23 protein-coding genes are annotated in these 22,897 nt (G+C 53.5%); 12 read left to right on the top strand and 11 right to left on the bottom strand.

The genetic code is table 11. From position 1 onward, the window contains the following. The first annotated feature begins 83 nt into the window (after positions 1 to 83). Both mglA and mglC read left to right on the top strand, forming a co-directional pair. On the top strand, positions 84 to 1,604 hold the full coding sequence (mglA, locus tag J1G48_RS07670; protein ID WP_000535913.1) for a galactose/methyl galactoside ABC transporter ATP-binding protein MglA: 1,521 nt from the start codon (positions 84 to 86) through the stop codon (positions 1,602 to 1,604). 15 nt (positions 1,605 to 1,619) lie between these two features. Beyond that, complete coding sequence (mglC, locus tag J1G48_RS07675; protein WP_001275101.1) at positions 1,620 to 2,630, top strand: galactose/methyl galactoside ABC transporter permease MglC; 1,011 nt, start codon at positions 1,620 to 1,622, stop codon at positions 2,628 to 2,630. 74 nt (positions 2,631 to 2,704) lie between these two features. Here mglC and preA read toward each other — a convergent pair whose 3' ends face one another. From preA to J1G48_RS07715, 8 genes are all read right to left on the bottom strand, one after another. After that, positions 2,705 to 3,940, bottom strand: coding sequence for an NAD-dependent dihydropyrimidine dehydrogenase subunit PreA (gene preA / locus J1G48_RS07680; protein ID WP_000956095.1), 1,236 nt, complete (start codon positions 3,938 to 3,940; stop codon positions 2,705 to 2,707). After that, positions 3,934 to 5,175: an NAD(P)-dependent oxidoreductase gene (locus J1G48_RS07685; protein ID WP_001136420.1), complete on the bottom strand. Its 1,242-nt coding sequence runs from the start codon at positions 5,173 to 5,175 to the stop codon at positions 3,934 to 3,936. The genes preA and J1G48_RS07685 overlap by 7 nt, the downstream gene beginning before the upstream one ends. A 204-nt stretch (positions 5,176 to 5,379) precedes the next feature. Then, positions 5,380 to 5,625, bottom strand: a complete 246-nt coding sequence (locus J1G48_RS07690; protein ID WP_000605187.1) for a DUF2542 family protein — start codon at positions 5,623 to 5,625, stop codon at positions 5,380 to 5,382. Continuing rightward, the gene (sanA, locus tag J1G48_RS07695; RefSeq protein ID WP_000920081.1) at positions 5,622 to 6,341 is read right to left on the bottom strand and encodes an outer membrane permeability protein SanA; all 720 of its coding nucleotides are present in this window, start codon (positions 6,339 to 6,341) and stop codon (positions 5,622 to 5,624) included. Before sanA ends, J1G48_RS07690 begins: the two co-directional genes overlap by 4 nt. A gap of 176 nt (positions 6,342 to 6,517) precedes the next feature. Then, positions 6,518 to 7,402, bottom strand: a complete 885-nt coding sequence (cdd, locus tag J1G48_RS07700; RefSeq protein WP_000553526.1) for a cytidine deaminase — start codon at positions 7,400 to 7,402, stop codon at positions 6,518 to 6,520. Between the two features lie 153 nt (positions 7,403 to 7,555). Then, positions 7,556 to 8,251 carry a CidB/LrgB family autolysis modulator gene (locus J1G48_RS07705; protein ID WP_000989296.1) on the bottom strand — a complete coding sequence of 232 codons (696 nt, stop codon included), beginning with the start codon at positions 8,249 to 8,251 and terminating at the stop codon, positions 7,556 to 7,558. Further along, a complete protein-coding gene (locus J1G48_RS07710) occupies positions 8,248 to 8,646 on the bottom strand; it encodes a CidA/LrgA family protein (protein ID WP_000045719.1) in 399 nt (132 codons plus the stop codon). Before J1G48_RS07710 ends, J1G48_RS07705 begins: the two co-directional genes overlap by 4 nt. Before the next feature lie 131 nt (positions 8,647 to 8,777). Then, on the bottom strand, positions 8,778 to 9,686 hold the full coding sequence (locus J1G48_RS07715; RefSeq protein WP_000024658.1) for a LysR substrate-binding domain-containing protein: 909 nt from the start codon (positions 9,684 to 9,686) through the stop codon (positions 8,778 to 8,780). A 125-nt stretch (positions 9,687 to 9,811) separates the two neighbouring features. Between J1G48_RS07715 and J1G48_RS07720 the strand changes: the two genes are divergently transcribed. The 6 genes from J1G48_RS07720 to dusC all read left to right on the top strand — a co-directional run bounded on the left by J1G48_RS07720 (position 9,812) and on the right by dusC (position 15,844). Continuing rightward, positions 9,812 to 11,170 (top strand): aromatic acid/H+ symport family MFS transporter, encoded by a 1,359-nt coding sequence (locus tag J1G48_RS07720; RefSeq protein WP_000194222.1) that lies wholly within the window; start codon positions 9,812 to 9,814, stop codon positions 11,168 to 11,170. 11 nt (positions 11,171 to 11,181) lie between these two features. Then, the gene (gtdA, locus tag J1G48_RS07725) at positions 11,182 to 12,219 is read left to right on the top strand and encodes a gentisate 1,2-dioxygenase (protein WP_000273022.1); all 1,038 of its coding nucleotides are present in this window, start codon (positions 11,182 to 11,184) and stop codon (positions 12,217 to 12,219) included. Positions 12,220 to 12,234: 15 nt separating this feature from the next. Next, the gene (locus J1G48_RS07730) at positions 12,235 to 12,936 is read left to right on the top strand and encodes a fumarylacetoacetate hydrolase family protein (RefSeq protein ID WP_000170621.1); all 702 of its coding nucleotides are present in this window, start codon (positions 12,235 to 12,237) and stop codon (positions 12,934 to 12,936) included. 8 nt (positions 12,937 to 12,944) lie between these two features. Then, positions 12,945 to 13,589, top strand: a complete 645-nt coding sequence (gene maiA / locus J1G48_RS07735) for a maleylacetoacetate isomerase (protein ID WP_000781183.1) — start codon at positions 12,945 to 12,947, stop codon at positions 13,587 to 13,589. A 14-nt stretch (positions 13,590 to 13,603) separates the two neighbouring features. Beyond that, on the top strand, positions 13,604 to 14,797 hold the full coding sequence (locus tag J1G48_RS07740) for a 3-hydroxybenzoate 6-monooxygenase (RefSeq protein WP_000150103.1): 1,194 nt from the start codon (positions 13,604 to 13,606) through the stop codon (positions 14,795 to 14,797). 108 nt (positions 14,798 to 14,905) lie between these two features. Next, a complete protein-coding gene (dusC, locus tag J1G48_RS07745) occupies positions 14,906 to 15,844 on the top strand; it encodes a tRNA dihydrouridine(16) synthase DusC (RefSeq protein ID WP_001264837.1) in 939 nt (312 codons plus the stop codon). 70 nt (positions 15,845 to 15,914) lie between these two features. Here the strand turns inward: dusC and J1G48_RS23255 are convergent, their stop codons facing one another. Then, positions 15,915 to 16,112, bottom strand: a complete 198-nt coding sequence (locus J1G48_RS23255) for a hypothetical protein (RefSeq protein ID WP_001521726.1) — start codon at positions 16,110 to 16,112, stop codon at positions 15,915 to 15,917. A gap of 190 nt (positions 16,113 to 16,302) precedes the next feature. On the opposite strand from J1G48_RS23255, the gene mdtQ reads away from it, so the two are divergent. Further along, positions 16,303 to 17,739, top strand: coding sequence for a multidrug resistance outer membrane protein MdtQ (gene mdtQ / locus J1G48_RS07755; protein WP_001081453.1), 1,437 nt, complete (start codon positions 16,303 to 16,305; stop codon positions 17,737 to 17,739). 65 nt (positions 17,740 to 17,804) lie between these two features. After that, a complete protein-coding gene (locus tag J1G48_RS07760; RefSeq protein WP_000169616.1) occupies positions 17,805 to 18,566 on the top strand; it encodes an SDR family oxidoreductase in 762 nt (253 codons plus the stop codon). Positions 18,567 to 18,614: 48 nt separating this feature from the next. On the opposite strand, the gene J1G48_RS07765 is transcribed toward J1G48_RS07760, so the two are convergent. Further along, entirely contained in the window at positions 18,615 to 19,184 is a 570-nt protein-coding gene (locus J1G48_RS07765) for a DedA family protein (protein ID WP_001523476.1), read from the bottom strand. Positions 19,185 to 19,342: 158 nt separating this feature from the next. Here J1G48_RS07765 and J1G48_RS07770 point away from each other — a divergent pair, with 158 nt between their 5' ends. Continuing rightward, a complete protein-coding gene (locus J1G48_RS07770) occupies positions 19,343 to 19,930 on the top strand; it encodes a Yip1 family protein (protein ID WP_001017057.1) in 588 nt (195 codons plus the stop codon). A 165-nt stretch (positions 19,931 to 20,095) separates the two neighbouring features. Beyond that, positions 20,096 to 21,043: a D-alanyl-D-alanine endopeptidase gene (gene pbpG, locus J1G48_RS07775; RefSeq protein ID WP_000911555.1), complete on the top strand. Its 948-nt coding sequence runs from the start codon at positions 20,096 to 20,098 to the stop codon at positions 21,041 to 21,043. Positions 21,044 to 21,101: 58 nt separating this feature from the next. On the opposite strand, the gene dld is transcribed toward pbpG, so the two are convergent. Next, positions 21,102 to 22,832, bottom strand: a complete 1,731-nt coding sequence (gene dld / locus J1G48_RS07780) for a D-lactate dehydrogenase (protein ID WP_000095232.1) — start codon at positions 22,830 to 22,832, stop codon at positions 21,102 to 21,104. Positions 22,833 to 22,897 lie beyond the last annotated feature (65 nt).

The following is a 22,897-nucleotide window of genomic DNA, read 5'->3' on the forward strand; positions in this document are numbered from 1 at the left end:
TGACGTGCCGCAGACCGGATAACGTATTTCTTTTGCCATCCGGCGCGGATAGTCATAATTAAAAAGGCCGACAGGGTATCATTATGGGCAGCACGATCTCTCCGTCGTCGGGTGAATATTTGTTGGAAATGCGTGGCATTAACAAATCATTTCCCGGCGTGAAAGCGCTTGATAATGTCAACTTAAACGTTCGTCCGCACTCTATTCATGCATTAATGGGCGAAAACGGCGCAGGCAAATCAACATTATTAAAATGTCTTTTCGGTATTTATCAAAAAGACTCCGGCAGCATTGTATTTCAGGGAAAAGAAGTGGACTTCCATTCGGCGAAAGAAGCGCTGGAGAATGGGATTTCGATGGTACACCAGGAGTTAAACCTGGTATTACAACGTTCGGTCATGGATAACATGTGGCTGGGGCGTTATCCTACCAAAGGTATGTTTGTCGACCAGGATAAAATGTACCAGGATACCAAAGCGATATTTGATGAGCTGGATATCGATATTGACCCGCGCGCGCGCGTAGGAACGTTATCCGTTTCGCAAATGCAGATGATCGAAATTGCGAAGGCGTTTTCCTATAACGCTAAGATCGTTATTATGGATGAACCGACCTCATCGTTAACTGAGAAAGAGGTTAATCATCTGTTCACCATTATTCGCAAGCTGAAAGAACGCGGCTGCGGCATTGTTTATATCTCGCATAAAATGGAAGAAATTTTTCAATTGTGCGATGAAATTACTATTTTGCGCGACGGTCAGTGGATTGCCACCCAGCCGCTGGAAGGGCTGGATATGGATAAGATCATTGCGATGATGGTCGGGCGTTCCCTGAACCAGCGCTTTCCGGATAAAGAAAATAAGCCGGGCGACGTGATTCTGGAGGTTCGTCACCTGACCTCGCTGCGCCAGCCTTCCATTCGCGATGTCTCCTTTGATTTGCACAAGGGCGAAATTCTGGGCATTGCCGGTCTGGTTGGGGCAAAGCGTACCGATATCGTCGAAACGCTGTTTGGCATTCGTGAGAAGTCGTCCGGGACAATCACTTTACATGGCAAGAAAATTAATAATCACACTGCGAACGAAGCGATTAACCACGGTTTTGCGCTGGTGACGGAAGAACGTCGTTCCACCGGAATTTACGCCTATCTGGATATCGGATTTAACTCATTAATTTCGAATATCCGTAATTATAAAAATAAAGTGGGGTTACTGGATAATTCCCGGATGAAAAGCGACACCCAATGGGTCATTGATTCCATGCGGGTAAAAACGCCGGGGCATCGCACGCAAATTGGTTCGCTTTCCGGCGGCAATCAGCAAAAGGTGATCATTGGTCGCTGGCTATTAACGCAGCCGGAAATATTAATGCTGGACGAACCGACCCGCGGCATTGATGTCGGCGCAAAGTTTGAAATTTATCAGCTTATTGCGGAACTGGCGAAAAAAGGCAAGGGGATCATCATTATCTCTTCTGAAATGCCGGAGCTGTTAGGGATTACCGATCGTATCCTGGTGATGAGTAACGGTCTCGTTTCCGGCATTGTCGATACTAAAACAACAACGCAAAACGAAATTTTGCGTCTTGCTTCTTTGCACCTTTAAGATCAGGGGCTCCTTATGAGTGCGTTAAACAAGAAAAGCTTTTTGACCTGGCTGAAAGAGGGCGGAATTTACGTCGTTCTTTTAGTGTTGCTGGCGATTATTATTTTCCAGGACCCGACTTTTTTAAGTTTGCTGAATTTAAGTAATATTCTGACGCAATCTTCGGTACGTATTATTATCGCGCTGGGCGTGGCGGGACTCATCGTCACCCAGGGGACAGACCTGTCGGCGGGGCGTCAGGTAGGGCTGGCGGCGGTCGTGGCGGCAACATTACTGCAATCAATGGAAAACGCCAACAAAGTGTTTCCGGAAATGGCGACCATGCCGATTGCGCTGGTCATCCTGATTGTCTGCGCGATTGGCGCGGTGATTGGCCTGGTGAACGGCATCATCATTGCTTACCTGAACGTGACGCCGTTTATTACCACGCTTGGCACGATGATTATCGTTTATGGGATCAACTCCCTTTACTATGACTTTGTCGGCGCTTCGCCCATTTCCGGCTTTGACAGCGGCTTTTCCACCTTTGCGCAGGGCTTTGTGGCGATGGGCAGTTTCCGGCTCTCATACATCACCTTTTACGCTCTGATTGCGGTAGCGTTTGTCTGGGTGCTGTGGAATAAGACCCGTTTTGGTAAAAACATTTTTGCTATTGGCGGCAACCCGGAGGCGGCGAAAGTTTCTGGCGTAAACGTGGCGCTGAACCTGCTGATGATTTATGCGCTCTCCGGCGTGTTTTATGCCTTCGGCGGCTTACTGGAAGCAGGGCGTATTGGTTCTGCCACCAACAACCTCGGCTTTATGTATGAACTGGATGCGATTGCCGCGTGCGTGGTCGGGGGCGTATCGTTTAGCGGCGGAGTGGGGACGGTCTTCGGCGTGGTGACCGGCGTCATTATCTTTACCGTCATCAACTATGGCCTGACCTATATAGGGGTAAACCCGTACTGGCAGTACATTATCAAAGGCGGCATTATCATTTTCGCCGTGGCGCTGGACTCGCTGAAATACGCGCGTAAGAAGTAGTTATCCAGACCTATTACTTTGCTTATCAGATAACCCGGCGCAGCGAAACTGCGCGCCGGGCTTCATACCGTGAGCTACAGCGTTAACGCGTGTTCTTTTTCGCCTTTTTTAAATTTGACCTCGCCTAAATCAATACAGGCGACCGGGCAGACATGACCGCACAGCAGACAACCGACGCATTTTTCCGTATTGCAATGCGGCGTGCGGCTGTGTTCATCCCACTCCATCGCCTGATGACCGCCGTCATAGCAGGAGATATAGCAACGTCCGCAGCCGACGCATTTCTCCTGATTAATCCGCGGATAGACGATATAGCTGCGATCCAGGTCTTCCGCCGGGATAATATTGCCATTCGCCAGCCCGATCATCTCCTGTAATGAGGCAAATCCCTGATCGGCCAGATAGTGGCTGAGGCCGCTCGCCATATCTTCTACAATGCGGTAACCGTATTGCATAATGCCTGTCGTCACCTGTAGGGTCGCCGCGCCCAGCAGCAGAAATTCGGCAGCGTCTTCCCAGGTTTCAATGCCGCCGATACCGCTAATCGGGAAATCGCGCAGTTCAGGGTGCATTCGCAACTGCTGGATAAAACGCAGCGCAATGGGTTTCACCGCTTTTCCTGAATAACCGGAGATACTGGATTTACCGTTAACCACCGGCATCCCGATTTTGCGGTTCAGGTCGATGTTAGTAATGGATTTCACGGTGTTGATGGTGGCGATACCGTCGGCTCCGCCGCGTTTGGCGGCCAGCGCGACTTCGCACATATCGCCAATATTCGGCGTCATTTTCGCCAGCATTGGCAAAGATGAACCGCGTTTTACGGCGCGGCAGTATTTTTCAACCAGCTCCGGGCTTTGCCCTACATCGCTTCCCATGGCGTGCGAGGTCATCTGCGGGCAAGAGAAGTTACACTCAATCATATCCGCGCCGGCTTCTTCAACCAGACGCGCCAGTTCCTGCCACTGCTGCTCATTTTCCCCCATGATGGAAGCAATCAGCACCTTATCCGGATAATCCTGTTTTAGCCGTCGAATGGCGGCCAGATTCTCTTCCAGCGGATGCTCAGCAATTTGCTCCATGTTTTTGAAACCAATAAAACCGGTATCTTCTTTCGTCAGGTGATCAAAACGTGGAGAGACTTCGTTGGCAATAAAAAAACCAATGGTTTTAAAAACGATCCCGCCCCAGCCGGTATCATAGGCTTTGGCGCACATCTCATAACAATTGCCTACCGGAGAAGAAGAAAGACAAAACGGATTGGGAAACTTAACGCCGCAAAAGGTAACAGACAAATCTTTTGTTAACATGAGCAGGCCTCCTCTAAATAATGATGAATAGCCTGAGCGGCTTCTTTTCCGGTTTTTACCGCATAAACGACGGTCTTATCACCTTTAACAATATCGCCAGCGGCAAAGATCGCCGGGTCGTCGGTTTGATAATTATGCGTGTCGATAATATTATGCTGCGCTTTTATCTCCGCAAAGGTATCCAGTCGCGCGTGCTGCCCCACGGCCAAAATAATATTTTCCGCTTCCAGCGTCAGTTCTCCTGAGTGGCGTACATGGTGGAAGGTCACTTTATTTCCGCTGACGGCGACAGGCGTAAAGCCATCAATAATCGATACGCCTAATGCCTGCGTGCTGGTAAATTCTTTTTCGCTGGCGGGAAATTGGGCTAATTCTTCCCGCGCCACGCAGGTGACGGAAGGGCAGCCGAGAATTTTTAACGTACTGGCGACATCCATCGCTACGTCGCCGCCGCCAATAATTAATGCACTACGCGGAACGCTAATATCGCCGTCGGCCTGACGGGCGCGCTGTAAAAAATCAACGGCAATCTCTACGTGACTGGCTTGCTCAAATAACGGTAAATCAGAGCCACAGGACATCCCGACGGTCATCAGCACGGCGCGATATTCGGCTTTGAGTTGCGCAAGTGATAGCGACCCGCCCACGTCACAATTACATTTAATATTGACGCCCATTTCTACAATGCGGGCAATTTCCTGATCGAGTACGCTTTGCGGCAGACGAAATGCCGGGATGCCGTGACGCAGCCATCCGCCGGGCTGCGGCTGTTTTTCGTAAATGGTGACGTCATAGCCTAAATGTGTGAGCGTCACGCTTGCCTGCAAACCTGCCGGACCCGCGCCAATAATCGCGACTTTCCCGCGTGTTTTACTCCCGGGCTGATAAATCTGCATGGCAGTCTGCTGTTCAAAATCGGTAATAAAACGTTGCAGGCGTGCAATATCAATAGGTTTATCTATTCCGGAACGTGTACATCCGCGCTGGCATAATTTTTCCGTCGGACAGACTCTGGCGCAGACAGCACCAAGCGCATTATTTTCCCGGATAGTTTCCGCTGCGCCTTTAAAATTGCGAAAGTAAATAGAACGAATAAATTTCCCCGGATCGGTTTGCGCCGGGCAATCCTGACTACAGGGCGCATCGTGACATAATAAACAACGTGAAGCCTCTTTTATTGCCAGTAATGGCGTAAAACCAGGCGTGAGTTCATCCAGATAATTTTGTTGCGGCATATAATCTTCCTTAATGCTTGAATAAATTAAGGCGAAACGCAAATAACGCGTTTTAATGATCTAAAATCTACCGCCAGCCTAAGCATTGAAAGAAGGGTATTCTGTGAAAGAATTCACAAAAAAATGAAACCAGAATGCAAAACAGCATTTGTTCCTTATATCATAATAATAACTATTCTCAATTTTAAAGGGATAATAAATAGATTAACGATAAAAAAGAAGATAAATAATCATTCCAGTAAATAAAAAACCGCAACCGGTATAAAGAAAAAGATAAGACCAATATTGTACGGGATCGGCATGGCGATAGACATAAACCGGTTTTCGCGCATTTTTGACAACTTTATCTACCGCGCCGGTTCGCCAGCCTTTCCAGGCCTCACGGAAGCAAAAAAGCGGGAGTAGCAGAAAGGCTAATATGACAAATATCGTCTGTACATCCATGATCATTTCCCTTTTTTCTTTTCCAGTTCAAGCAATTGTTCCGGCGTAACTGCCGGATACCCCTGGGCGTCATTCGGCACCTGATGCTGCGTGGGAATAGGTACCAGCGGGCCTAAAAAACGCGGTTCGCGTTTAAAAATATAGAGATCCGCCAGCGCGCTAAAGCGGGCGCCAAATTCGCGCAGGCGCACTGTCAGCATATTTTTGGGCGAAGGTACCGCGTAACACTGCGCCTGAATGCCCATATGCAGCGCAATAAACAAGGCGCGTTCGCAGTGGAAGCGCTGAGTGATGATAATAAAGTCGTTGGTATCAAACACTTTGCGGGTACGCACAATGGAGTCAAGCGTACGGAAGCCAGCGTAATCAAGCACAATGTCCGCAGGATCGACGCCCGCCGCGATAAGGTCTTTGCGCATGGTCATCGGTTCGTTATAGCTTTGCAGGGCATTGTCGCCGCTGAGCAGCAGGTAATTGACTTTACCGCTATTGTAAGCGTTTAACGCGCCCTGGATACGATAACGATAGTACTGATTAATGACACCCTTGCGATAGTATTTGGCTGTCCCTAACACGACGCCAACCTGGCGGTAGGGGAGATCCTGTAGCTCGTCATAGATATAGGGCGCTGTTTTCCAGCTCATCCACCGATCGAGGCCAAGCACCGTCAACAGCAGCAAGCCTACCAGGACCAACAGGCTGTAAAACACGCGCTTTAACATGCAGGAAACTCGATACCAGGATGAAAGTACGATCAGGCTACTGTACCCGAAGACGTAGCGCAAGAAACCGCCGTCTGATTGCGGAGATTTTCAGCATGATTTCCCTTGTATCGAGTCGCGGGAGAGGAGAGTCAGGCCGGATAAGACGCCAGTGCGTCGCTATCCGGCACATTTGCTTAGCCGAGAAGGACGCGGTCAATATTATGGCAACCTAACGCTTTCAGCGTTGCGGCGGTGGCATCCCATTGAATTAATGCTGCATCGCCTTTTTCCGCCAGAATCGCGCGCTGAATATCCGCATAGTCATAGCCATTGAGACTCAGCAGGTTTAGCGCGCCTTGCAGCGGGGGAAGCGTAGGGTTAAAGGCGGCGTTTTCCGCATAGCTGCCGGTGAAAATACGGCCATCTTTACATTCCAGCGCCACGCCGCTCGGTGAGTGGCTATAAGGCATATGGCTCTTATTGGCTGCCGTTATCGCCGCTTGCGTTAGCGTATCGCCCGTTAACGTAAAGCCATGATCCTGCTCGTCCATCAGCAGCGTTTTGATCTCCAGATCTTTTGGCCCGAAAGCGTCAGGCAGATAATCGCGTAACGTATGCGGCGCGCGGCCCGGCAGATGAATGCGCAGATCCAGACCGCTGTTCAGCTCGTTCATAAACTGGCGACAGTGGCCGCAAGGCGTGTAGTTAACGGTGACGGCGGCGAGCCCTTTTTCGCCGCGTAGCCAGGCGTGGCTAATCGCGCTTTGTTCAGCATGCACAGTTTGTTGCATGGTGGCGCCCAGGAACTCCATATTCGCGCCGAAATACCAGTTGCCGCTGACGCCGCGCGCAATCGCGCCGACGTTAAAATGGGACAAATCGGTACGGGCGCAGGCCGCCGCCAGAGGTAACAGTGCGAAAGCCAGCGCGTCTTCGTCCAGTCCCGCCGTATTTTTAAGCGTCGAGACCTGCTCTGCGGTCAGCATGGCGGGAAAATGGTGGTCCGCCAGGATAGGGGCCAGCGCTGATTGCAAATTATCCGCAAGCTGGGCAAAAGCAGTTTGAAAACGTGGATGCATGGCGTTGCCTCATAACAATGTAATGGAACCGTAGTTTACGGGCCTGCTATGTCTTAATATGTGATCTAAATCTCATTGCTTATGCAACTTGTGAAACTTAAATGAAAAATGCGCGACGTATCGCAAATTTTAACCCGGTCTTTTGTCCCGTCGTTAGCGCATTACCGCCAGAATGAGCGGAAACAAAAAGGGCGCTACCAGCGAGGTAATAATGCCGCAGATCACCAGCGCCAGGGAGCTAAACGCGCCTTCCTGGTAATCCAGCTCGGCGCAGCGCGCAGTACCGAGCGCATGTGAGGCGGTCCCCATTGCCAGCCCGCGTGCGGCCTTAGTACGGATGTGCATCGCGTTTAACAGCGTGTGGCCAAACACCGCGCCCAGAATACCGACAAAAATTACGCATACCGCGCTGATCGCGGGGATGCCGCCGATGCTGCCGCCCACCGCCATCGCGATAGGCGTAGTCACGGATTTAGGCAGTACCGATGCCGCGATTTCAGGCGTTGCGCCCATCAGCAAGGCAACGGATGTCCCGGTAATCATCGCTACCAGACTGCCGACAAAACAGATGCTAATAATGGATTTCCAACGCGCGCGAATCTGGTGCAATTGTTCATAAAGGGGATAGGCCAGTGCCACTACCGCCGGTTGCAGCAGATCGTTAAGTACTTCGCTGCCTTTGAAGTAGTGCTCGTAGGGAATACCGGTCAGCAACAGAAAAGGAATAATGACTACCATTGCCACCAGCAGCGGATTCAGCAACGGCATTTTAAAATGCGCCGCCAGTCGGCGGGCGGCGAAAAATACCGCCAGCGTCAGCGGTAACGACCACCAGATATATGTCATCATTTTTTCGTTCCCTTCTGCCCAACCACTTTACGCTCACCGTGTATCAGATGTGAACTCCAGCTTACGACCACAAAAACGACCAGCGTACTGATAGCGCAAGAGACCACCACCGGGCCGAATTGCGCGCGCAGTAAGTCAAAATATTGCATGACCCCAACGCCAATCGGCACAAACAGCAACGCCATATAACGAATCAGCACATAACAGCCGGGGTTAACCCACTTTGCCGGCAGAATTTGCAGCGCCAGCAATACAAACAGAATTAACATCCCGATAATGCTGCCGGGAATAGTGATAGGAAGCAGTGATGCAAGAAAAATGCCTGCGTACAAACAGGCATAAATCAATACAAAAGCGCGTATATATTGCCAGATAATATTCAGTGACTTACTCATGTTTAAAGCCCTTGATGAGATGGATTCATCATACAATTAAACGTTAAAACGTGCTACCGATCACATCATGAATTCTTAGCATAGTGGGTATAGACAGCAGGAACATCGGGCAATGCCCCTGGTCGGCGGCGTTAAACCTGGGCTAAAAAATACAAAAAGCGACTCAGGGCCAAAGACGGCGTCTCATTCTTACGCCAGAACATCCCTACGCTGCCTTTTTGCTCAATTTTTGGCAAGTTTAAAATCGCCAGTTGCCCCTGGCTGGCATAGCGTTGCGCCAGCCGTAAAGAAAGAATAGAGATCATATCGCTGCTTTGCAGCAAATTGGTGCTGACGTTCATTGACGCCGATTCAATGGTGTTTTCCGGGAGCATGACGCCATTATCGACGAGGGCGTTATCAATACTGATGCGAATAGGGGTGCCGGTTGGCCAGACTATCCACCGCCAGTGCGCCAGATCGCTCCAGGCGATCTGCGCTCGCGCGGCCAGCGGATGGTGCGGACGCGCCACAAAGCAGACCGGCTCGGTATAAAGTACCTGATAATTAAGCGGCAGTTGCAGGGCGCGGCCGCCGACACGCCCTACCACCACATCCACCTGACCGGCAAGCAAATCGTGCAGCAGCGGCGTCATTACCTTCTCTTCAATATTCAGATGCAGCGTCGGCATTTCGTTAAGCAGGCTCAGAATCGCCTGTGATACGCAGTCAGTCGCCACGGGCGAACAGCCGATCTTCAGGCTGCCAACCAGGCCGCCCTGCTTGAAACGGGCGATTTCATACTGTGAACGCTCCAGATCGTTAATTAGGCGCTGGGCGTGCTGGAGCAGTAATTTACCGCCTTCCGAGGGGCGTAGTCCTTTACTGTGGCGCTCAAAAAGCGTGATGCCTATCTCATCTTCGAGTTGAGATAGCCACTTCGATAGCGCCGGCTGGGAGATATTCATCATCCGGGCGACGTGCGTCAGGTTGCCCTGTTCGCCCAGCGCAACCAGCGTTTGCAGGTGATGTAATTTCAATTTCTGCGCCCAGTTCGCCATTCGCTATAACCTCCAGGTTATGTCTCTGCCTGAAAAGCCATTGTACATTTTATCGCTCACTCTACAAACTCGTAACATAGCAAACATAAAAACAACATCTATCTCCCTGCACTGAGGCATTAGCTATGACTCAACGACGTGATCTACAAGCCCTTATTGATGCCGCGCCCGTCGGCAAAATGCAGTGGCGCGTTATCATCTGCTGTTTTCTGGTGGTTATGCTCGACGGTTTTGACACCGCCGCGATTGGCTTCATCGCCCCGGATATTCGTACTCACTGGCAGCTAAGCGCCAGCGAACTTGCGCCGCTGTTTGGCGCAGGGCTGCTGGGGCTTACGGCCGGCGCGCTGCTATGCGGGCCGCTGGCGGATCGTTTTGGCCGCAAGCGGGTCATTGAGCTTTGCGTGGCGCTATTCGGCGCATTGAGCCTGCTTTCCGCTTTCTCGCCGGATATAGAAACCCTGGTGTTGCTGCGCTTCTTAACCGGTCTGGGACTGGGCGGAGCGATGCCGAATACCATCACCATGACGTCGGAATACCTTCCCGCTCGTCGACGCGGAGCGCTGGTCACGCTGATGTTCTGCGGTTTTACCCTGGGGTCGGCGATGGGCGGGATTGTGAGCGCGCAACTGGTGCCGCTGATTGGCTGGCACGGAATTCTGGCGCTAGGCGGCATCTTGCCTTTGATGCTGTTTTTCGGCCTGCTGTTCGCGCTGCCGGAATCTCCCCGCTGGCAGGTACGCCGCCAACTACCGCAAGCCGTTGTCGCCCGGACGGTCAGCGCCATTACCGGCGAGCGCTATCACGATACGCAATTCTTTCTGCATGAGACGGCAGCCGTCGCCAAAGGCAGTATTCGCCAGCTTTTTGCCGGGCGACAGCTTGTCATTACCCTGATGTTATGGGTGGTGTTCTTTATGAGCCTGCTCATTATCTATCTGCTTTCCAGCTGGATGCCGACGTTACTTAACCATCGCGGTATTGATCTGCAACAGGCGTCGTGGGTGACTGCCGCATTCCAGGTTGGCGGCACGCTTGGCGCGCTGTTACTCGGCGTGTTGATGGATCGGCTTAACCCGTTCCGGGTACTGGCGGTGAGCTATGCGCTGGGCGCGGTTTGCATTGTCATGATAGGCCTGAGCGAAAACGGCCTTTGGCTGATGGCGCTGGCGATTTTTGGTACCGGCATCGGTATTAGCGGTTCACAGGTCGGGCTTAATGCTCTGACGGCGACGCTGTACCCCACCCAAAGCCGGGCGACGGGCGTGAGCTGGTCGAACGCCATTGGACGCTGCGGGGCGATTGTCGGTTCGCTCTCCGGCGGCATGATGATGGCCCTCAATTTCTCTTTCGATACGTTGTTTTTTGTCATTGCTATTCCGGCGGCTATCAGCGCGGTAATGCTTACCCTGCTGACGGTGGTTGTCCGCCTTTCGATTTCTGTACCTGACGACCTGCCGCGTGCCAGCGTCGTAAACGAATAAGGAGAATCTCCATGTATGAAATAAATCAGAACGTAAAAGATAGCCGTCAGCAGTATTACCAGCATATTTCCGGGCAGAATCTGACGCCGCTGTGGGAATCGTTACATCACCTGGTACCGCAGACGCCAAACGCCAACTGCGCGCCGGCCTACTGGAATTATCAGGAAATTCGTCCGCTACTGATGGAAAGCGGCAATGTCATTGGCGCGAAAGAGGCGATCCGCCGGGTGCTGGTGCTGGAAAATCCGGCATTGCGCGGTCAGTCGTCGATCACGGCGACCTTATACGCTGGTTTACAGCTGATCCTGCCCGGCGAAGTCGCGCCGAGTCATCGCCATAACCAGTCGGCGCTGCGTTTTATCGTCGAAGGTAAAGGCGCATTTACCGCGGTGGACGGCGAGCGCACGCCAATGCATACCGGCGATTTTATCCTGACGCCGCAGTGGCGCTGGCACGATCATGGTAATCCGGGGTCAGAGCCGGTGGTATGGCTGGATGGTCTGGATCTGCCGTTAGTCAACCTCCTGGGCTGTGGGTTTGCGGAAGACTATCCCGAAGATCAGCAGCCGGTGACGCGAAAAGAGGGCGATTATCTGCCGCGCTATGCAGCGAATATGCTGCCGCTGCGCCACCAGCGCGGGAACTCGTCGCCGATTTTCAACTACCGTTACGACCGCAGTCGCGAGGCGTTGCACGATCTGACCCGTATGGGCGATCCGGATGAGTGGGAAGGCTACAAGCTGCGTTACGTTAATCCCGTCACCGGCGGTTATCCGATGCCGTCGATGGGCGCGTTCCTGCAACTGCTGCCAAAAGGCTTTGCCTCGCGTGTGGCGCGGAGCACCGACAGCACTATCTACCACGTCGTTGAAGGGGCAGGGCAGGTCACTATCGGCAACGAAACTTTTCATTTTTCCGCAAAAGACATTTTTGTGGCGCCGACCTGGCATGAGGTGTCGTTTCGCAGCAGCGAAGACACGGTGTTATTCAGTTTTTCGGACAAGCCGGTTCAGGAAGCCCTGGGGCTGTTCCGCGAAGCACGTTATTAATTAGGGAGAGAGAACATGACCAAATATGTATTCCAGCCGCAGGCTCCGGTAACAGTACCCGTGGCGGGCAGTGATGAGCAGTTTCCGGTACGTCGCGTTTACTGCGTGGGTCGCAACTATGCCGCCCATGCCCGTGAAATGGGCTTTGATCCCGACCGCGAACCGCCGTTCTTCTTTTGTAAACCAGCGGACGCTGTCGTCCCGGTAGCGGCGGGGGATACCCTAGAACTGCCGTATCCGGCGCAGACTGATAACTACCATTATGAAATTGAGCTGGTGGTGGCGATTGGTAAAAAAGGGAGCGATATTCCGCTGGAAAAAGCCCATGAATATGTCTGGGGATACGCCACCGGTCTGGACATGACGCGTCGCGATCGTCAGATGGAAATGCGTCAGATGGGACGCCCGTGGGAAATCGGCAAAGCGTTCGATCTCTCCGCGCCCATTGCGCCATTACACAAAGCCGCTGAAACGCATAATGTGGATAACGCCCCTATTTGGCTACAGGTTAACGGCGAAGACCATCAGCGCAGCGATATTCGTCACCTGATTTGGTCGGTGAATGAAACCATCAGCTATTTGTCCGGCTTTTTTGAATTGCAGCCAGGCGATTTGATTTTCACCGGTACGCCAGAGGGGGTGGGCGCCGTGGTGAAAGGGGATGTCATCACCGGGAACGTAGAAGGTCTGACGCCGATTGCTGTGAAAATTGTCTGAGGTGAACGATGAAGCTGTACAGTTTCTTTAATAGTTCGGCGTCTTATCGTGTACGTATTGCGCTGGCGTTAAAGGGGATTGATTACCAGACGGTGGGCGTCAATATTCGTATCGGCCAGCAGAATGCGCTGGCCTACCGACGGATGAATCCGGTAGGCCTGGTGCCGACGCTGGTCACTGATGACGGCGAATCGTTGGGGCAATCGCTGGCCATCGTCGACTGGCTGGACCGACATTTTCCGCAAACGCCGCTGCTGCCGACGAGCGACCCGGCGCGCAGCCAGGCGCTGGAAATTGTCTACGCTATCGCCTGCGATATACACCCAATCAATAACATGCGCGTGTTGCGCTACCTGACCGATGAGCTGAAGGTTAGCGAAGAGGATAAAAAACGCTGGTACGCCCACTGGATACAGCAAGGGTTAAGCGCGGTAGAGCAGCTATTGCGTAAAAGTCAGTCCGGACGATTCTGCGTGGGCGACGCGCCAGGACTTGCGGACTGCTGCCTGATTCCTCAGTGGGCGAATGCGCTCAGGATGGGCTGCGATTTATCAGGCTATCCGCGCTGTAAAGCCGTTTATGACGCCTGCGTACAGCTACCGGCGTTTATTGCCGCCGCGCCGGAAAATCAACAAGATAAAATCCCGGCCTGAAAAGGAGAATGACCATGACTCACGTGACAAGCGCAATTATTGTAGGTGGCGGAATTGGCGGCGCGGCGACCGCGCTGTCCCTGGCGCGCCAGGGAATAAAAGTCATGCTGTTGGAAAAAGCGCACGAAATTGGCGAGATTGGCGCGGGTATTCAGCTTGGGCCGAACGCTTTTTCGGCGCTGGATAGTCTCGGTGTGGGCGATGTTGCCCGCCAGCGTGCGGTGTTTACCGATCACATTACCATGATGGATGCCGTGAATGCCGAAGAAGTGGTATGCATTGAAACCGGACAGGCGTTCCGCGACCATTTTGGCGGGCCGTATGCGGTAATTCACCGGGTAGATATTCATGCAACGGTATGGGAAGCGGTGCTGACGCACCCTGGCGTGGAGTATCGTACCTCGACCCATATTGTCGATATCCGCCAGACGCCGGATGACGTTACGGTGTTTGATGAGCAGGGAAATAGCTGGACGGCGGATATTCTCGTGGGCTGCGACGGCGTTAAATCGGTCGTGCGGCAAAGTTTACTCGGCGATGCGCCGCGCGTAACGGGGCATGTAGTTTATCGGGCGGTGATTGATTGCGACGATATGCCGGACGATTTACGTATTAACGCACCGGTGCTGTGGGCAGGCCCGCATTGTCACCTGGTCCATTATCCGCTCCGTGGAGGTCAACAGTACAATCTGGTGGTGACATTCCACAGCCGCCAGCAAGAAGAGTGGGGCGTGAAAGACGGCAGTAAAGAAGAGGTGCTCTCTTATTTTGCCGGCATTCATCCCCGCCCGCGCCAGATGCTGGATAAGCCGACCTCCTGGCGCCGCTGGTCGACCGCCGATCGCGAGCCGGTCGCGAAATGGGGAACCGAGCGTATCACTCTGGTGGGCGACGCCGCGCATCCGGTGGCGCAATATATGGCCCAGGGCGCCTGTATGGCGCTGGAAGACGCCGTCACGCTGGGCAAAGCGCTGGAACGCTGCGACGGCGACGCGCAGCAGGCATTTGCGCTGTATGAGTCGGTGCGTATTCCCCGCACGGCGCGTATCGTCTGGTCTACCCGCGAGATGGGACGTCTCTATCACGCCGCCGGGGTGGAGCGTCAGGTGCGTAATCTGCTGTGGAAAGGGAAATCGCAGGAGGCGTTTTATCGCGGTATCGAATGGCTGTACGGCTGGAAAGAAGATAACTGTCTTGAGCCGCGTTGAGCGCCTTACGTGACGTAGCGTAGCGTTTGCGCCGCCACCCGGCAAAAAGTTTTGCTCATCGCAGAGAGGCGTTATGATAGCGCCTCTTTTTTTGCTGTGGATACCGATATGCGTGTTTTACTGGCGCCGATGGAAGGCGTGCTCGACGCGTTAGTGCGCGAGCTGCTGACCGAAGTGAATGATTACGATCTCTGCATCACCGAATTTGTGCGCGTGGTGGATCAGCTGCTGCCGGTAAAAGTGTTTCATCGCATCTGCCCGGAGTTGCATCACGCCAGCCGCACGCCGTCCGGCACGCCGGTGCGTATTCAGCTTCTGGGCCAGCATCCGCAGTGGCTGGCGGAAAACGCCGCGCGGGCGACGGCGTTGGGATCGTATGGCGTGGACCTGAACTGCGGCTGTCCGTCAAAAGTGGTGAACGGCAGCGGCGGCGGCGCGACATTGCTCAAAGATCCCGAACTCATCTATCAGGGCGCGAAAGCGATGCGGGCCGCGGTACCGTCGCATCTGCCGGTGACGGTAAAAGTGCGTCTCGGCTGGGATAGCGGCGATAGAAAATTTGAAATCGCCGATGCGGTGCAGCAGGCCGGCGCCAGTGAACTGGTGGTGCATGGTCGTACCAAAGCGCAGGGCTACCGCGCCGAGCATATCGACTGGCAGGCGATCGGCGAAATACGCCAGCGTTTGACTATTCCGGTTATCGCGAATGGCGAAATCTGGGACTGGCAGAGCGCGCAGGCATGTATGGCGACCAGCGGCTGCGATGCGGTGATGATTGGCCGTGGGGCGTTAAATATTCCTAACCTGAGTCGGGTGGTGAAGTATAACGAACCGCGTATGCCGTGGCCGGAAGTGGTGACGTTATTACAAAAATATACCCGACTGGAAAAGCAGGGCGATACCGGTTTATACCATGTCGCGCGTATTAAACAGTGGTTGGGATATTTACGTAAGGAATATATTGAGGCGATAGAACTTTTTCAGTCGATTCGGGCGTTAAACCGTTCGTCCGAGATTGCGCGGGCGATTCAGGCTATTAAAATCTAATCTCTACAGCGTCCAGAACGTGTGCCGGGCAGATACTATCGCTGCCCGGCGCAGGAATCAGAAAATCATCTTAAACACGCCCGTTACCACCAACAGCCCAATCAGAAAAATAATTAAGATTGCCCATAGAAGAATTTTCATTGTTTGTCCCTTTATTGGTAAATACAAACAAAGTATAGGAAAGTATTAAGCCATCTGCTGCCTTGTTGGGCGCGGCGACGTTTAACTCATGAAGGCTGCTGGCGCGTATTGCAGCAAAATCGTTCATTTATGAACGGGTTAGTGGGACTTTTCATTGAAGTATTACATCAAAAAATGTATCAGATGAAATTATTTGCTAATCATATAAATTTCAAAATATGTCTTTTGTTGTCTGATGATGTATTGCCACGCGTAACTAAAAAATAGATCGCCGTAAGACGTACTCTCTGCGCACCTTTTTTTATCAGAACACCTCCATGAATCGTAATTCTTTCCTTGCCGCGACAGCGAGCTTACCGCTTTTTATTTTGCTGGCGGGTTGCGCCCCCATGCACGATACCCGCCAGTCGCTGACCCAGCAGACGCCCTCTTCTCATGTTGATTCCAGCCTGCCGGCGGCATTGAAAAACGGTTGGCCGGATAGCCAGTGGTGGAAGGCGTATCACGATGCGCAGCTTGACGCGCTGATCGATAATGCCATACAGCATTCGCCGGATATGCAGGTGGCTGAACAGCGTATTCAACTGGCGGAAGCGCAGGCGAAAGCGGTTGAGGCGCAGGACGGCCCGCAGCTCGACTTTTCTGCCGACATTGAGCGCCAGCGAATGTCCGCGGAAGGGCTGATGGGGCCATTCGCGATTACCGACCCCGCGGCGGGAACGACCGGGCCGTGGTATACCAACGGTACATTCGGCCTGACGGCGGGCTGGGATCTGGATTTATGGGGGAAAAACCGCGCTGAAGTTACCGCGCGGATCGGGGCGGTCAAAGCGCGCGAAGCGGAGCAGGAGCAGACCCGACAATTGCTGGCAAGCGGCGTGGCGCGACTCTACTGGGAGTGGCAAACACAGGCAGCGCTGAAAAATGTGCTGATGCAAATCGAGCATGAGCAGCAAAACGTGGTGGCGGTAAACCGGGAGTTGTATCAACACGGTATTACTTCTTCTGTTGAAGGGGTCGAGACCGATATCGACGCCAGCAAAACCCAGCAGCAGTTGAATGACGTTAACGGTAAAATGAAGGTTATTGAAGCGCGGCTCAGCGCGTTAACCAATACGCAATCGGCGGCGCTCAAGCTGCGTCAGGTGAGTCTCCCCGCCGTTGAAAGCCAGTTACCGTCGCAACTGGGGTATTCGTTGCTGGCGCGCCGGGCGGATCTACAGGCCGCGCACTGGTACATTGAATCCTCGTTGAGCAGCATTGACGCCGCGAAGGCCGCGTTTTATCCCGATATCAATCTGATGGCTTTTTTACAGCAGGATGCGTTACATCTGAGCGATCTGTTCCGCCATTCCGCACAGCAATATGGCATTACCGGCGGGCTGACGCTGCCGATTTTCGACAGCGGCAGGCTGAATGCCAACCTCGATATCGCCAAAGCGCAAAGCAACCTTTCTATCGCCAACTACAACAAAGCGGTGGTAGATGCGGTTAATGATGTGGCGCGCGCCGCCAGTCAGGTAGAGACGCTGGCGCAGAAAAATCAGCATCAGCAGCAGATTGAGCATGACGCGCAGCGTGTGGTCGGTCTGGCGCAAGCGCGCTTTAATGCCGGCATTATTGCGGGTTCCCGCGTGAGCGAGGCCAAAATCCCGGCACTGCGCGAGCAGTGTAACGGCTTGCTGTTGCAGGGCCAGTGGCTGGATGCCTCTATTCAGCTTACCAGCGCGCTGGGCGGCGGTTATCATTCCTGATTTTTCCGGATGATTCAGACAGGGTTCCTATACTTAGGCTGTGTATGAATCATCCGGAGAGGAATATGACCAAAGTCGCAATTGTAACGGCATCAGATTCGGGAATTGGCAAAGCGTGTGCGTTGTTATTAGCACAAAACGGTTTTGATATTGGTATCACCTGGCATTCCGATGAACGCGGCGCGCAGGAGACGGCGAAAAAAGCGGCGCAGTTTGGTGTGCGGGCAGAGACCATTCATCTTGACCTGAGCCAGTTACCCGAGGGCGCGCAGGTCATTGAACATCTTATCCAGCGCCTGGGGCGCGTTGACGTGCTGGTCAATAATGCCGGGGCGATGACCAAATCCGCGTTTATTGATATGCCGTTTACGCAGTGGCGGCAAATTTTTACCGTGGATGTCGATGGCGCGTTTCTCTGCGCGCAGATCGCCGCCCGGCATATGATTAAACAAGGAGAGGGAGGGCGCATTATCAACATCACCTCCGTCCATGAGCATACGCCGCTTCCGCAAGCCAGCGCCTATACCGCGGCGAAACATGCGTTGGGGGGATTGACTAAATCCATGGCGCTGGAACTGATTGAGCATCATATTTTGGTCAACGCCGTCGCGCCAGGCGCTATCGCCACGCCGATGAATGATATGGATGACAGCGACATTGAGCCGGGATCGGAACCCTCGATCCCTATCGCCCGACCGGGTTCTACGCATGAAATAGCCAGCCTCGTCGCCTGGCTGTGTTCGGAAGGAGCAAGCTATACCACCGGTCAGTCGCTGATTGTCGACGGCGGGTTTATGCTGGCGAATCCGCAATTCAACGCCAAATAAACGCCGGGTGCCGGATGGCGGCGTTATGCCATCCGGATACCATCGGGTTTAACGGGCCTCCGCTTTGCCGCGTCTTTTCAGCCACCAGCGCACGCCCACCACCAGGACGATGGCCAGAATCAGCCAGACCCCGTGCCTGAGATGCTGATCGAGGTCGTGCAGCCATGGCGCGATCACCTCGCCGCCAAGATATCCCAGCGTGGTAAACAGCAGCGCCCAGATCAGCGCGCCTACAATATTCAGCGGCAGAAAAATTTTAGGCGGCAGGCGGCTGGCGCCAATCAGCAGCGGGCCAACCACCCGGAAGCCGTACATAAAACGCGTGCCGATCACAAACAGATACGGATGGCGTTGGATCATTTTCTGCGCGCGACGAATCTTCGTATGATAACGCGGGAAACGACGCAGGATCTTCCCGCCATAGCATCGTCCTAACAGGTAAAGTAGCTGATCGCCCATCATCCCTCCCAGCGCGACGGCCGCCGCCACCAGCGGAAACTTGAGTAATCCCTGATGCGCCGCGACGCCCCCCAACAGGGTAACGGTTTCACCTTCGGCCATACTGCCGATAACCAGCGCCGCATAGCCATAATGCGTAATAAGCGTGTTGATATCCATGCGTAAACCACCTCCGGCATTAAGCATACACCCTGGCAAGAGGCGTGCGCGGCAAAGCCGACGTTTTGCCGGAGACTATTTTGCCATTGTTCATAAAATAACCAGAAACTGAATTATACTTGAACATACTGGCATCTGAGGCAGCAGAAGGGGGCAGTATGAACCATGTATGGGGGCTTTTTTCCCATCCCGATCGGGAAATGCAGGTGATCAAAAGCGAAAACGAAACCGTTTCGCATCACTATACGCACCATGTTTTGCTGATGGCGGCGATTCCCGTCGTCTGCGCCTTTATCGGCACGACGCAAATCGGCTGGAATTTTGGCGACGGCAACGTGTTACAACTCTCGCTGTTTACCGCTTTTGCGCTGGCGGTCTTGTTCTACGGCGTGATGCTGGCGGGCGTCGCGGTGATGGGACGCGTCATCTGGTGGATGGCGCGAAACTATCCGCAACGGCCATCGCTTGCGCGCTGTATGGTTTTTGCCGGCTATGTCGCGACGCCGCTGTTTTTAAGTGGTCTGGTGGCGCTCTATCCCCTGGTATGGCTATGCGCACTGGTCGGCGCTGTCGCGCTCTTTTACACCGGCTATTTGCTGTATTTGGGTATTCCGACTTTCCTTAACATTAATAGAGAGGAAGGATTAAGCTTCTCCAGTTCGACGCTCGCTATCGGCGTACTGGTCCTGGAGGTGCTACTGGCGATCACCGTGATCCTGTGGGGATACGGCTACCGCCTGTTCTGATGCGAAAAAGGGCTGGCGCAAAAGCCAGCAATGCAGCATTTGCTGACGATTCTTCTGTAGCGGCAACGCTGGCGTGCCGCTATGATGCCACTGCTAGCTTGAGTATAATCTTAGCTCAGGCGGTGTGCGTTACGACGCGCGTGAATCATTATCAGAAATCTCATCATGCTGAAATTCCGAGCTTCATTCCTGAGCCTTGCTCTGATGTTGGCCGTTCCTTTTGCCCCGCAGGCTGTGGCGAAAACGGCAGCGACAACCGCGGCGTCTCAACCTGAGATTGCCTCCGGTAGCGCAATGATTGTTGATCTCAACACCAATAAAGTGATCTATTCGAACCACCCGGATCTGGTGCGTCCGATTGCCTCGATAACCAAATTAATGACAGCGATGGTCGTGCTCGACGCGCGATTGCCGCTGGATGAAATACTGAAGGTCGATATCAGCCAGACGCCGGAAATGAAAGGGGTTTACTCCCGCGTGCGCCTGAACAGCGAAATTAGCCGCAAAAATATGTTGCTGCTGGCGTTGATGTCATCCGAAAACCGTGCGGCGGCAAGCCTGGCGCACTATTATCCTGGCGGTTATAACGCGTTTATTAAAGCGATGAATGCGAAGGCGAAAGCGCTGGGCATGACGCATACCCGCTTCGTTGAGCCGACGGGGCTGTCGATTCATAACGTCTCGACCGCGCGGGATTTAACAAAATTGCTGATTGCCACGAAGCAATACCCGCTGATTGGCCAGCTAAGCACCACGCGCGAAGACATGGCGACATTCTCGCATCCGGCGTATACGCTGCCGTTTCGCAATACCAACCATTTGGTCTACCGTGATAACTGGAATATCCAGTTAACGAAAACCGGCTTTACTAATGCGGCGGGGCATTGCCTGGTGATGCGTACCGTGATCAATAACAAACCGGTCGCGCTGGTGGTCATGGACGCGTTCGGCAAATATACTCACTTTGCGGACGCCAGTCGCCTGCGTACATGGATTGAAACCGGTAAAGTCATGCCCGTTCCGGCTGCCGCGCTGAGCTATAAAAAGCAAAAAGCCGCGCAAATGGCGGCAGCCAGCGCCAGCGCCGGAGCGCAAACCGCACAGAACGATTAAGTCGCCGCAGGCCCGGCAGGCATCGCGCCGCCGGGCATTCACGGTAAACCACTCGGTGTTAATGCGTTTCGTCGGGCGTATTTTCCTGCCAGAATTTCCGCTTACTCGTTTTGCCGATACCGGGGTTCATACTGTTGGTTGGGTCATTTTGCCGATAAAAACGCGTCAGCGTTTCCGGCGCTTTATACAGATGTCCAACGTTGTGCTCCGCCGGGTATTGTGCCCCCCGCGCCTGCAACAGCTCCAGCATTTGCGCTTTCAGCGCGTGGACGTCGACGCCTTTCTTCACGATATAGTCCTGATGAAAAACGTGGCACATAAAGTGGCCGTAATAGAGTTTATGTACCAGTTGGCTGTCGATTTCCGGCGGCAGATGCTCGAACCAGTCGGTATCGTTGCGGCGCAGAGCGATATCCAGCGCCAGGATATCTTCCACTTCATCAGCGTGTACGGCCTGATAACGAATCGCCGCGCCAGCAGCGGCGAAGCGGTGCAGGAAGGCTTTGCTGCCTTCTTCCGGCGTACAGGTGAAGAAACCGCCCTCAGCGGATTTAAAAAATTCATTCAGCCAGCGTTGCGCTTCTGCGACGCCGTCTCCCGCCATTTTTAACAGCAGATGATGCTCATATTTATCGCGCCAGTTTTTCATTCGCGGCGGCAGATGGCTGGGAAACAGATGGCCGAATTTCTGCATCGCGCGGTCGGTGAAATGCGGACGGAAAAATTTTACTTTTTCCAGCATCGCATCGGTTCGGCCTTTTAGCGTGAAAAAGAATGGCATCTTGTCGGTGCCGAGTTTATCGATCATCAGAAAGGTATCTTTACCGTACTGCTCCGCAATATCGTAGATATCGCGATGCATATATTCTCCCGCCACTGGCAGATTGTCGAAGTTCGCCAGAATATGCCGACGGATTTCAGTCAGTACCGCGGGCTGATTGGTGCCGATATAAAAAACCTGCTGATTTTTTTCCGCTGCAAAGGTATCAAGGCGAACGGCAAAAACCGCCAGTTTTCCGGCGCAGCCGGAAGATTCAAACAAACGGTCCGGGTCGGCGTTATAGCGGGCGGGCGTATCGGCGTTGATATCTCGTACCCGCGTCACGTAGTCGTGATCGTGCGCATGACGACCATCGTGGCGCACATCCTCATCTTTAATCCGTTCGTCATCCAGCTTGCTCAGGATCTGCTCCGGCGTATGCCCAAGATCGATACCCAGATGATTGACCAGTTGCAGTTTGCCTTGGTCGTCAATACGGGCAAAAAGCGACATCTCGGTATAGGCCGGGCCGCGCTGCACCAGCGAGCCGCCGGAGTTATTACAGATACCGCCGATGACCGACGCGCCGATGCACGACGAACCAATCACCGAGTGCGGTTCACGGCCCAGCGGTTTAAGCGCTTTTTCCAGCGCATAGAGCGTCGTACCGGGCCAGGCCAGAACCTGTTGGCCGTTATCCAGTAAGTGCAGCTTATCCAGTCGCTGGGTGCTGATAATCACAATATCGCGATCGTAGTCGTTGCCGTTCGGCGTGGAGCCTTCCGTCAGACCGGTGTTGGCGGCCTGCATCAGAATAATTTTGTCAGCGTTAACGCAGGCGTTGAGCACGCGCCACAGTTCCAGTAACGAACCCGGGAAAACAACGGCCAGCGCGTCGCCCTGACCGGAACGGAAACCCTTGCGATAGCGGGCGGTTTTGGCGGGGTCTGTCAGCAGGTGAGAATGGCCTACCAGGCGGGCCAGCTCATTCAGGAACGTTTTATTATCAGTCATTGTTATGGAAGACATTCTCCACTCCTTGTGGTGGGACAAAATATCAGCGTTAAGCATAGCGCTTGGTATGACAATACGCT

The organism is Salmonella sp. SAL-020 (genome assembly GCF_017372215.1).
Taxonomy (GTDB): Bacteria; Pseudomonadota; Gammaproteobacteria; order Enterobacterales; family Enterobacteriaceae; genus Salmonella; species Salmonella enterica.

What these genes read in the sequence shown, in the direction of transcription:
- mglA (WP_000535913.1), top strand. Translation starts at nt 84, where the DNA reads ATGGGCAGCACGATCTCTCCGTCGTCGGGTGAATATTTGTTGGAAATG.
- mglC (WP_001275101.1), top strand. Translation starts at nt 1,620, where the DNA reads ATGAGTGCGTTAAACAAGAAAAGCTTTTTGACCTGGCTGAAAGAGGGC.
- preA (WP_000956095.1), bottom strand. Translation starts at nt 3,940, where the DNA reads ATGTTAACAAAAGATTTGTCTGTTACCTTTTGCGGCGTTAAGTTTCCC.
- J1G48_RS07685 (WP_001136420.1), bottom strand. Translation starts at nt 5,175, where the DNA reads ATGCCGCAACAAAATTATCTGGATGAACTCACGCCTGGTTTTACGCCA.
- J1G48_RS07690 (WP_000605187.1), bottom strand. Translation starts at nt 5,625, where the DNA reads ATGATCATGGATGTACAGACGATATTTGTCATATTAGCCTTTCTGCTA.
- sanA (WP_000920081.1), bottom strand. Translation starts at nt 6,341, where the DNA reads ATGTTAAAGCGCGTGTTTTACAGCCTGTTGGTCCTGGTAGGCTTGCTG.
- cdd (WP_000553526.1), bottom strand. Translation starts at nt 7,402, where the DNA reads ATGCATCCACGTTTTCAAACTGCTTTTGCCCAGCTTGCGGATAATTTG.
- J1G48_RS07705 (WP_000989296.1), bottom strand. Translation starts at nt 8,251, where the DNA reads ATGATGACATATATCTGGTGGTCGTTACCGCTGACGCTGGCGGTATTT.
- J1G48_RS07710 (WP_000045719.1), bottom strand. Translation starts at nt 8,646, where the DNA reads ATGAGTAAGTCACTGAATATTATCTGGCAATATATACGCGCTTTTGTA.
- J1G48_RS07715 (WP_000024658.1), bottom strand. Translation starts at nt 9,686, where the DNA reads ATGGCGAACTGGGCGCAGAAATTGAAATTACATCACCTGCAAACGCTG.
- J1G48_RS07720 (WP_000194222.1), top strand. Translation starts at nt 9,812, where the DNA reads ATGACTCAACGACGTGATCTACAAGCCCTTATTGATGCCGCGCCCGTC.
- gtdA (WP_000273022.1), top strand. Translation starts at nt 11,182, where the DNA reads ATGTATGAAATAAATCAGAACGTAAAAGATAGCCGTCAGCAGTATTAC.
- J1G48_RS07730 (WP_000170621.1), top strand. Translation starts at nt 12,235, where the DNA reads ATGACCAAATATGTATTCCAGCCGCAGGCTCCGGTAACAGTACCCGTG.
- maiA (WP_000781183.1), top strand. Translation starts at nt 12,945, where the DNA reads ATGAAGCTGTACAGTTTCTTTAATAGTTCGGCGTCTTATCGTGTACGT.
- J1G48_RS07740 (WP_000150103.1), top strand. Translation starts at nt 13,604, where the DNA reads ATGACTCACGTGACAAGCGCAATTATTGTAGGTGGCGGAATTGGCGGC.
- dusC (WP_001264837.1), top strand. Translation starts at nt 14,906, where the DNA reads ATGCGTGTTTTACTGGCGCCGATGGAAGGCGTGCTCGACGCGTTAGTG.
- J1G48_RS23255 (WP_001521726.1), bottom strand. Translation starts at nt 16,112, where the DNA reads ATGAACGATTTTGCTGCAATACGCGCCAGCAGCCTTCATGAGTTAAAC.
- mdtQ (WP_001081453.1), top strand. Translation starts at nt 16,303, where the DNA reads ATGAATCGTAATTCTTTCCTTGCCGCGACAGCGAGCTTACCGCTTTTT.
- J1G48_RS07760 (WP_000169616.1), top strand. Translation starts at nt 17,805, where the DNA reads ATGACCAAAGTCGCAATTGTAACGGCATCAGATTCGGGAATTGGCAAA.
- J1G48_RS07765 (WP_001523476.1), bottom strand. Translation starts at nt 19,184, where the DNA reads ATGGATATCAACACGCTTATTACGCATTATGGCTATGCGGCGCTGGTT.
- J1G48_RS07770 (WP_001017057.1), top strand. Translation starts at nt 19,343, where the DNA reads ATGAACCATGTATGGGGGCTTTTTTCCCATCCCGATCGGGAAATGCAG.
- pbpG (WP_000911555.1), top strand. Translation starts at nt 20,096, where the DNA reads ATGCTGAAATTCCGAGCTTCATTCCTGAGCCTTGCTCTGATGTTGGCC.
- dld (WP_000095232.1), bottom strand. Translation starts at nt 22,832, where the DNA reads ATGTCTTCCATAACAATGACTGATAATAAAACGTTCCTGAATGAGCTG.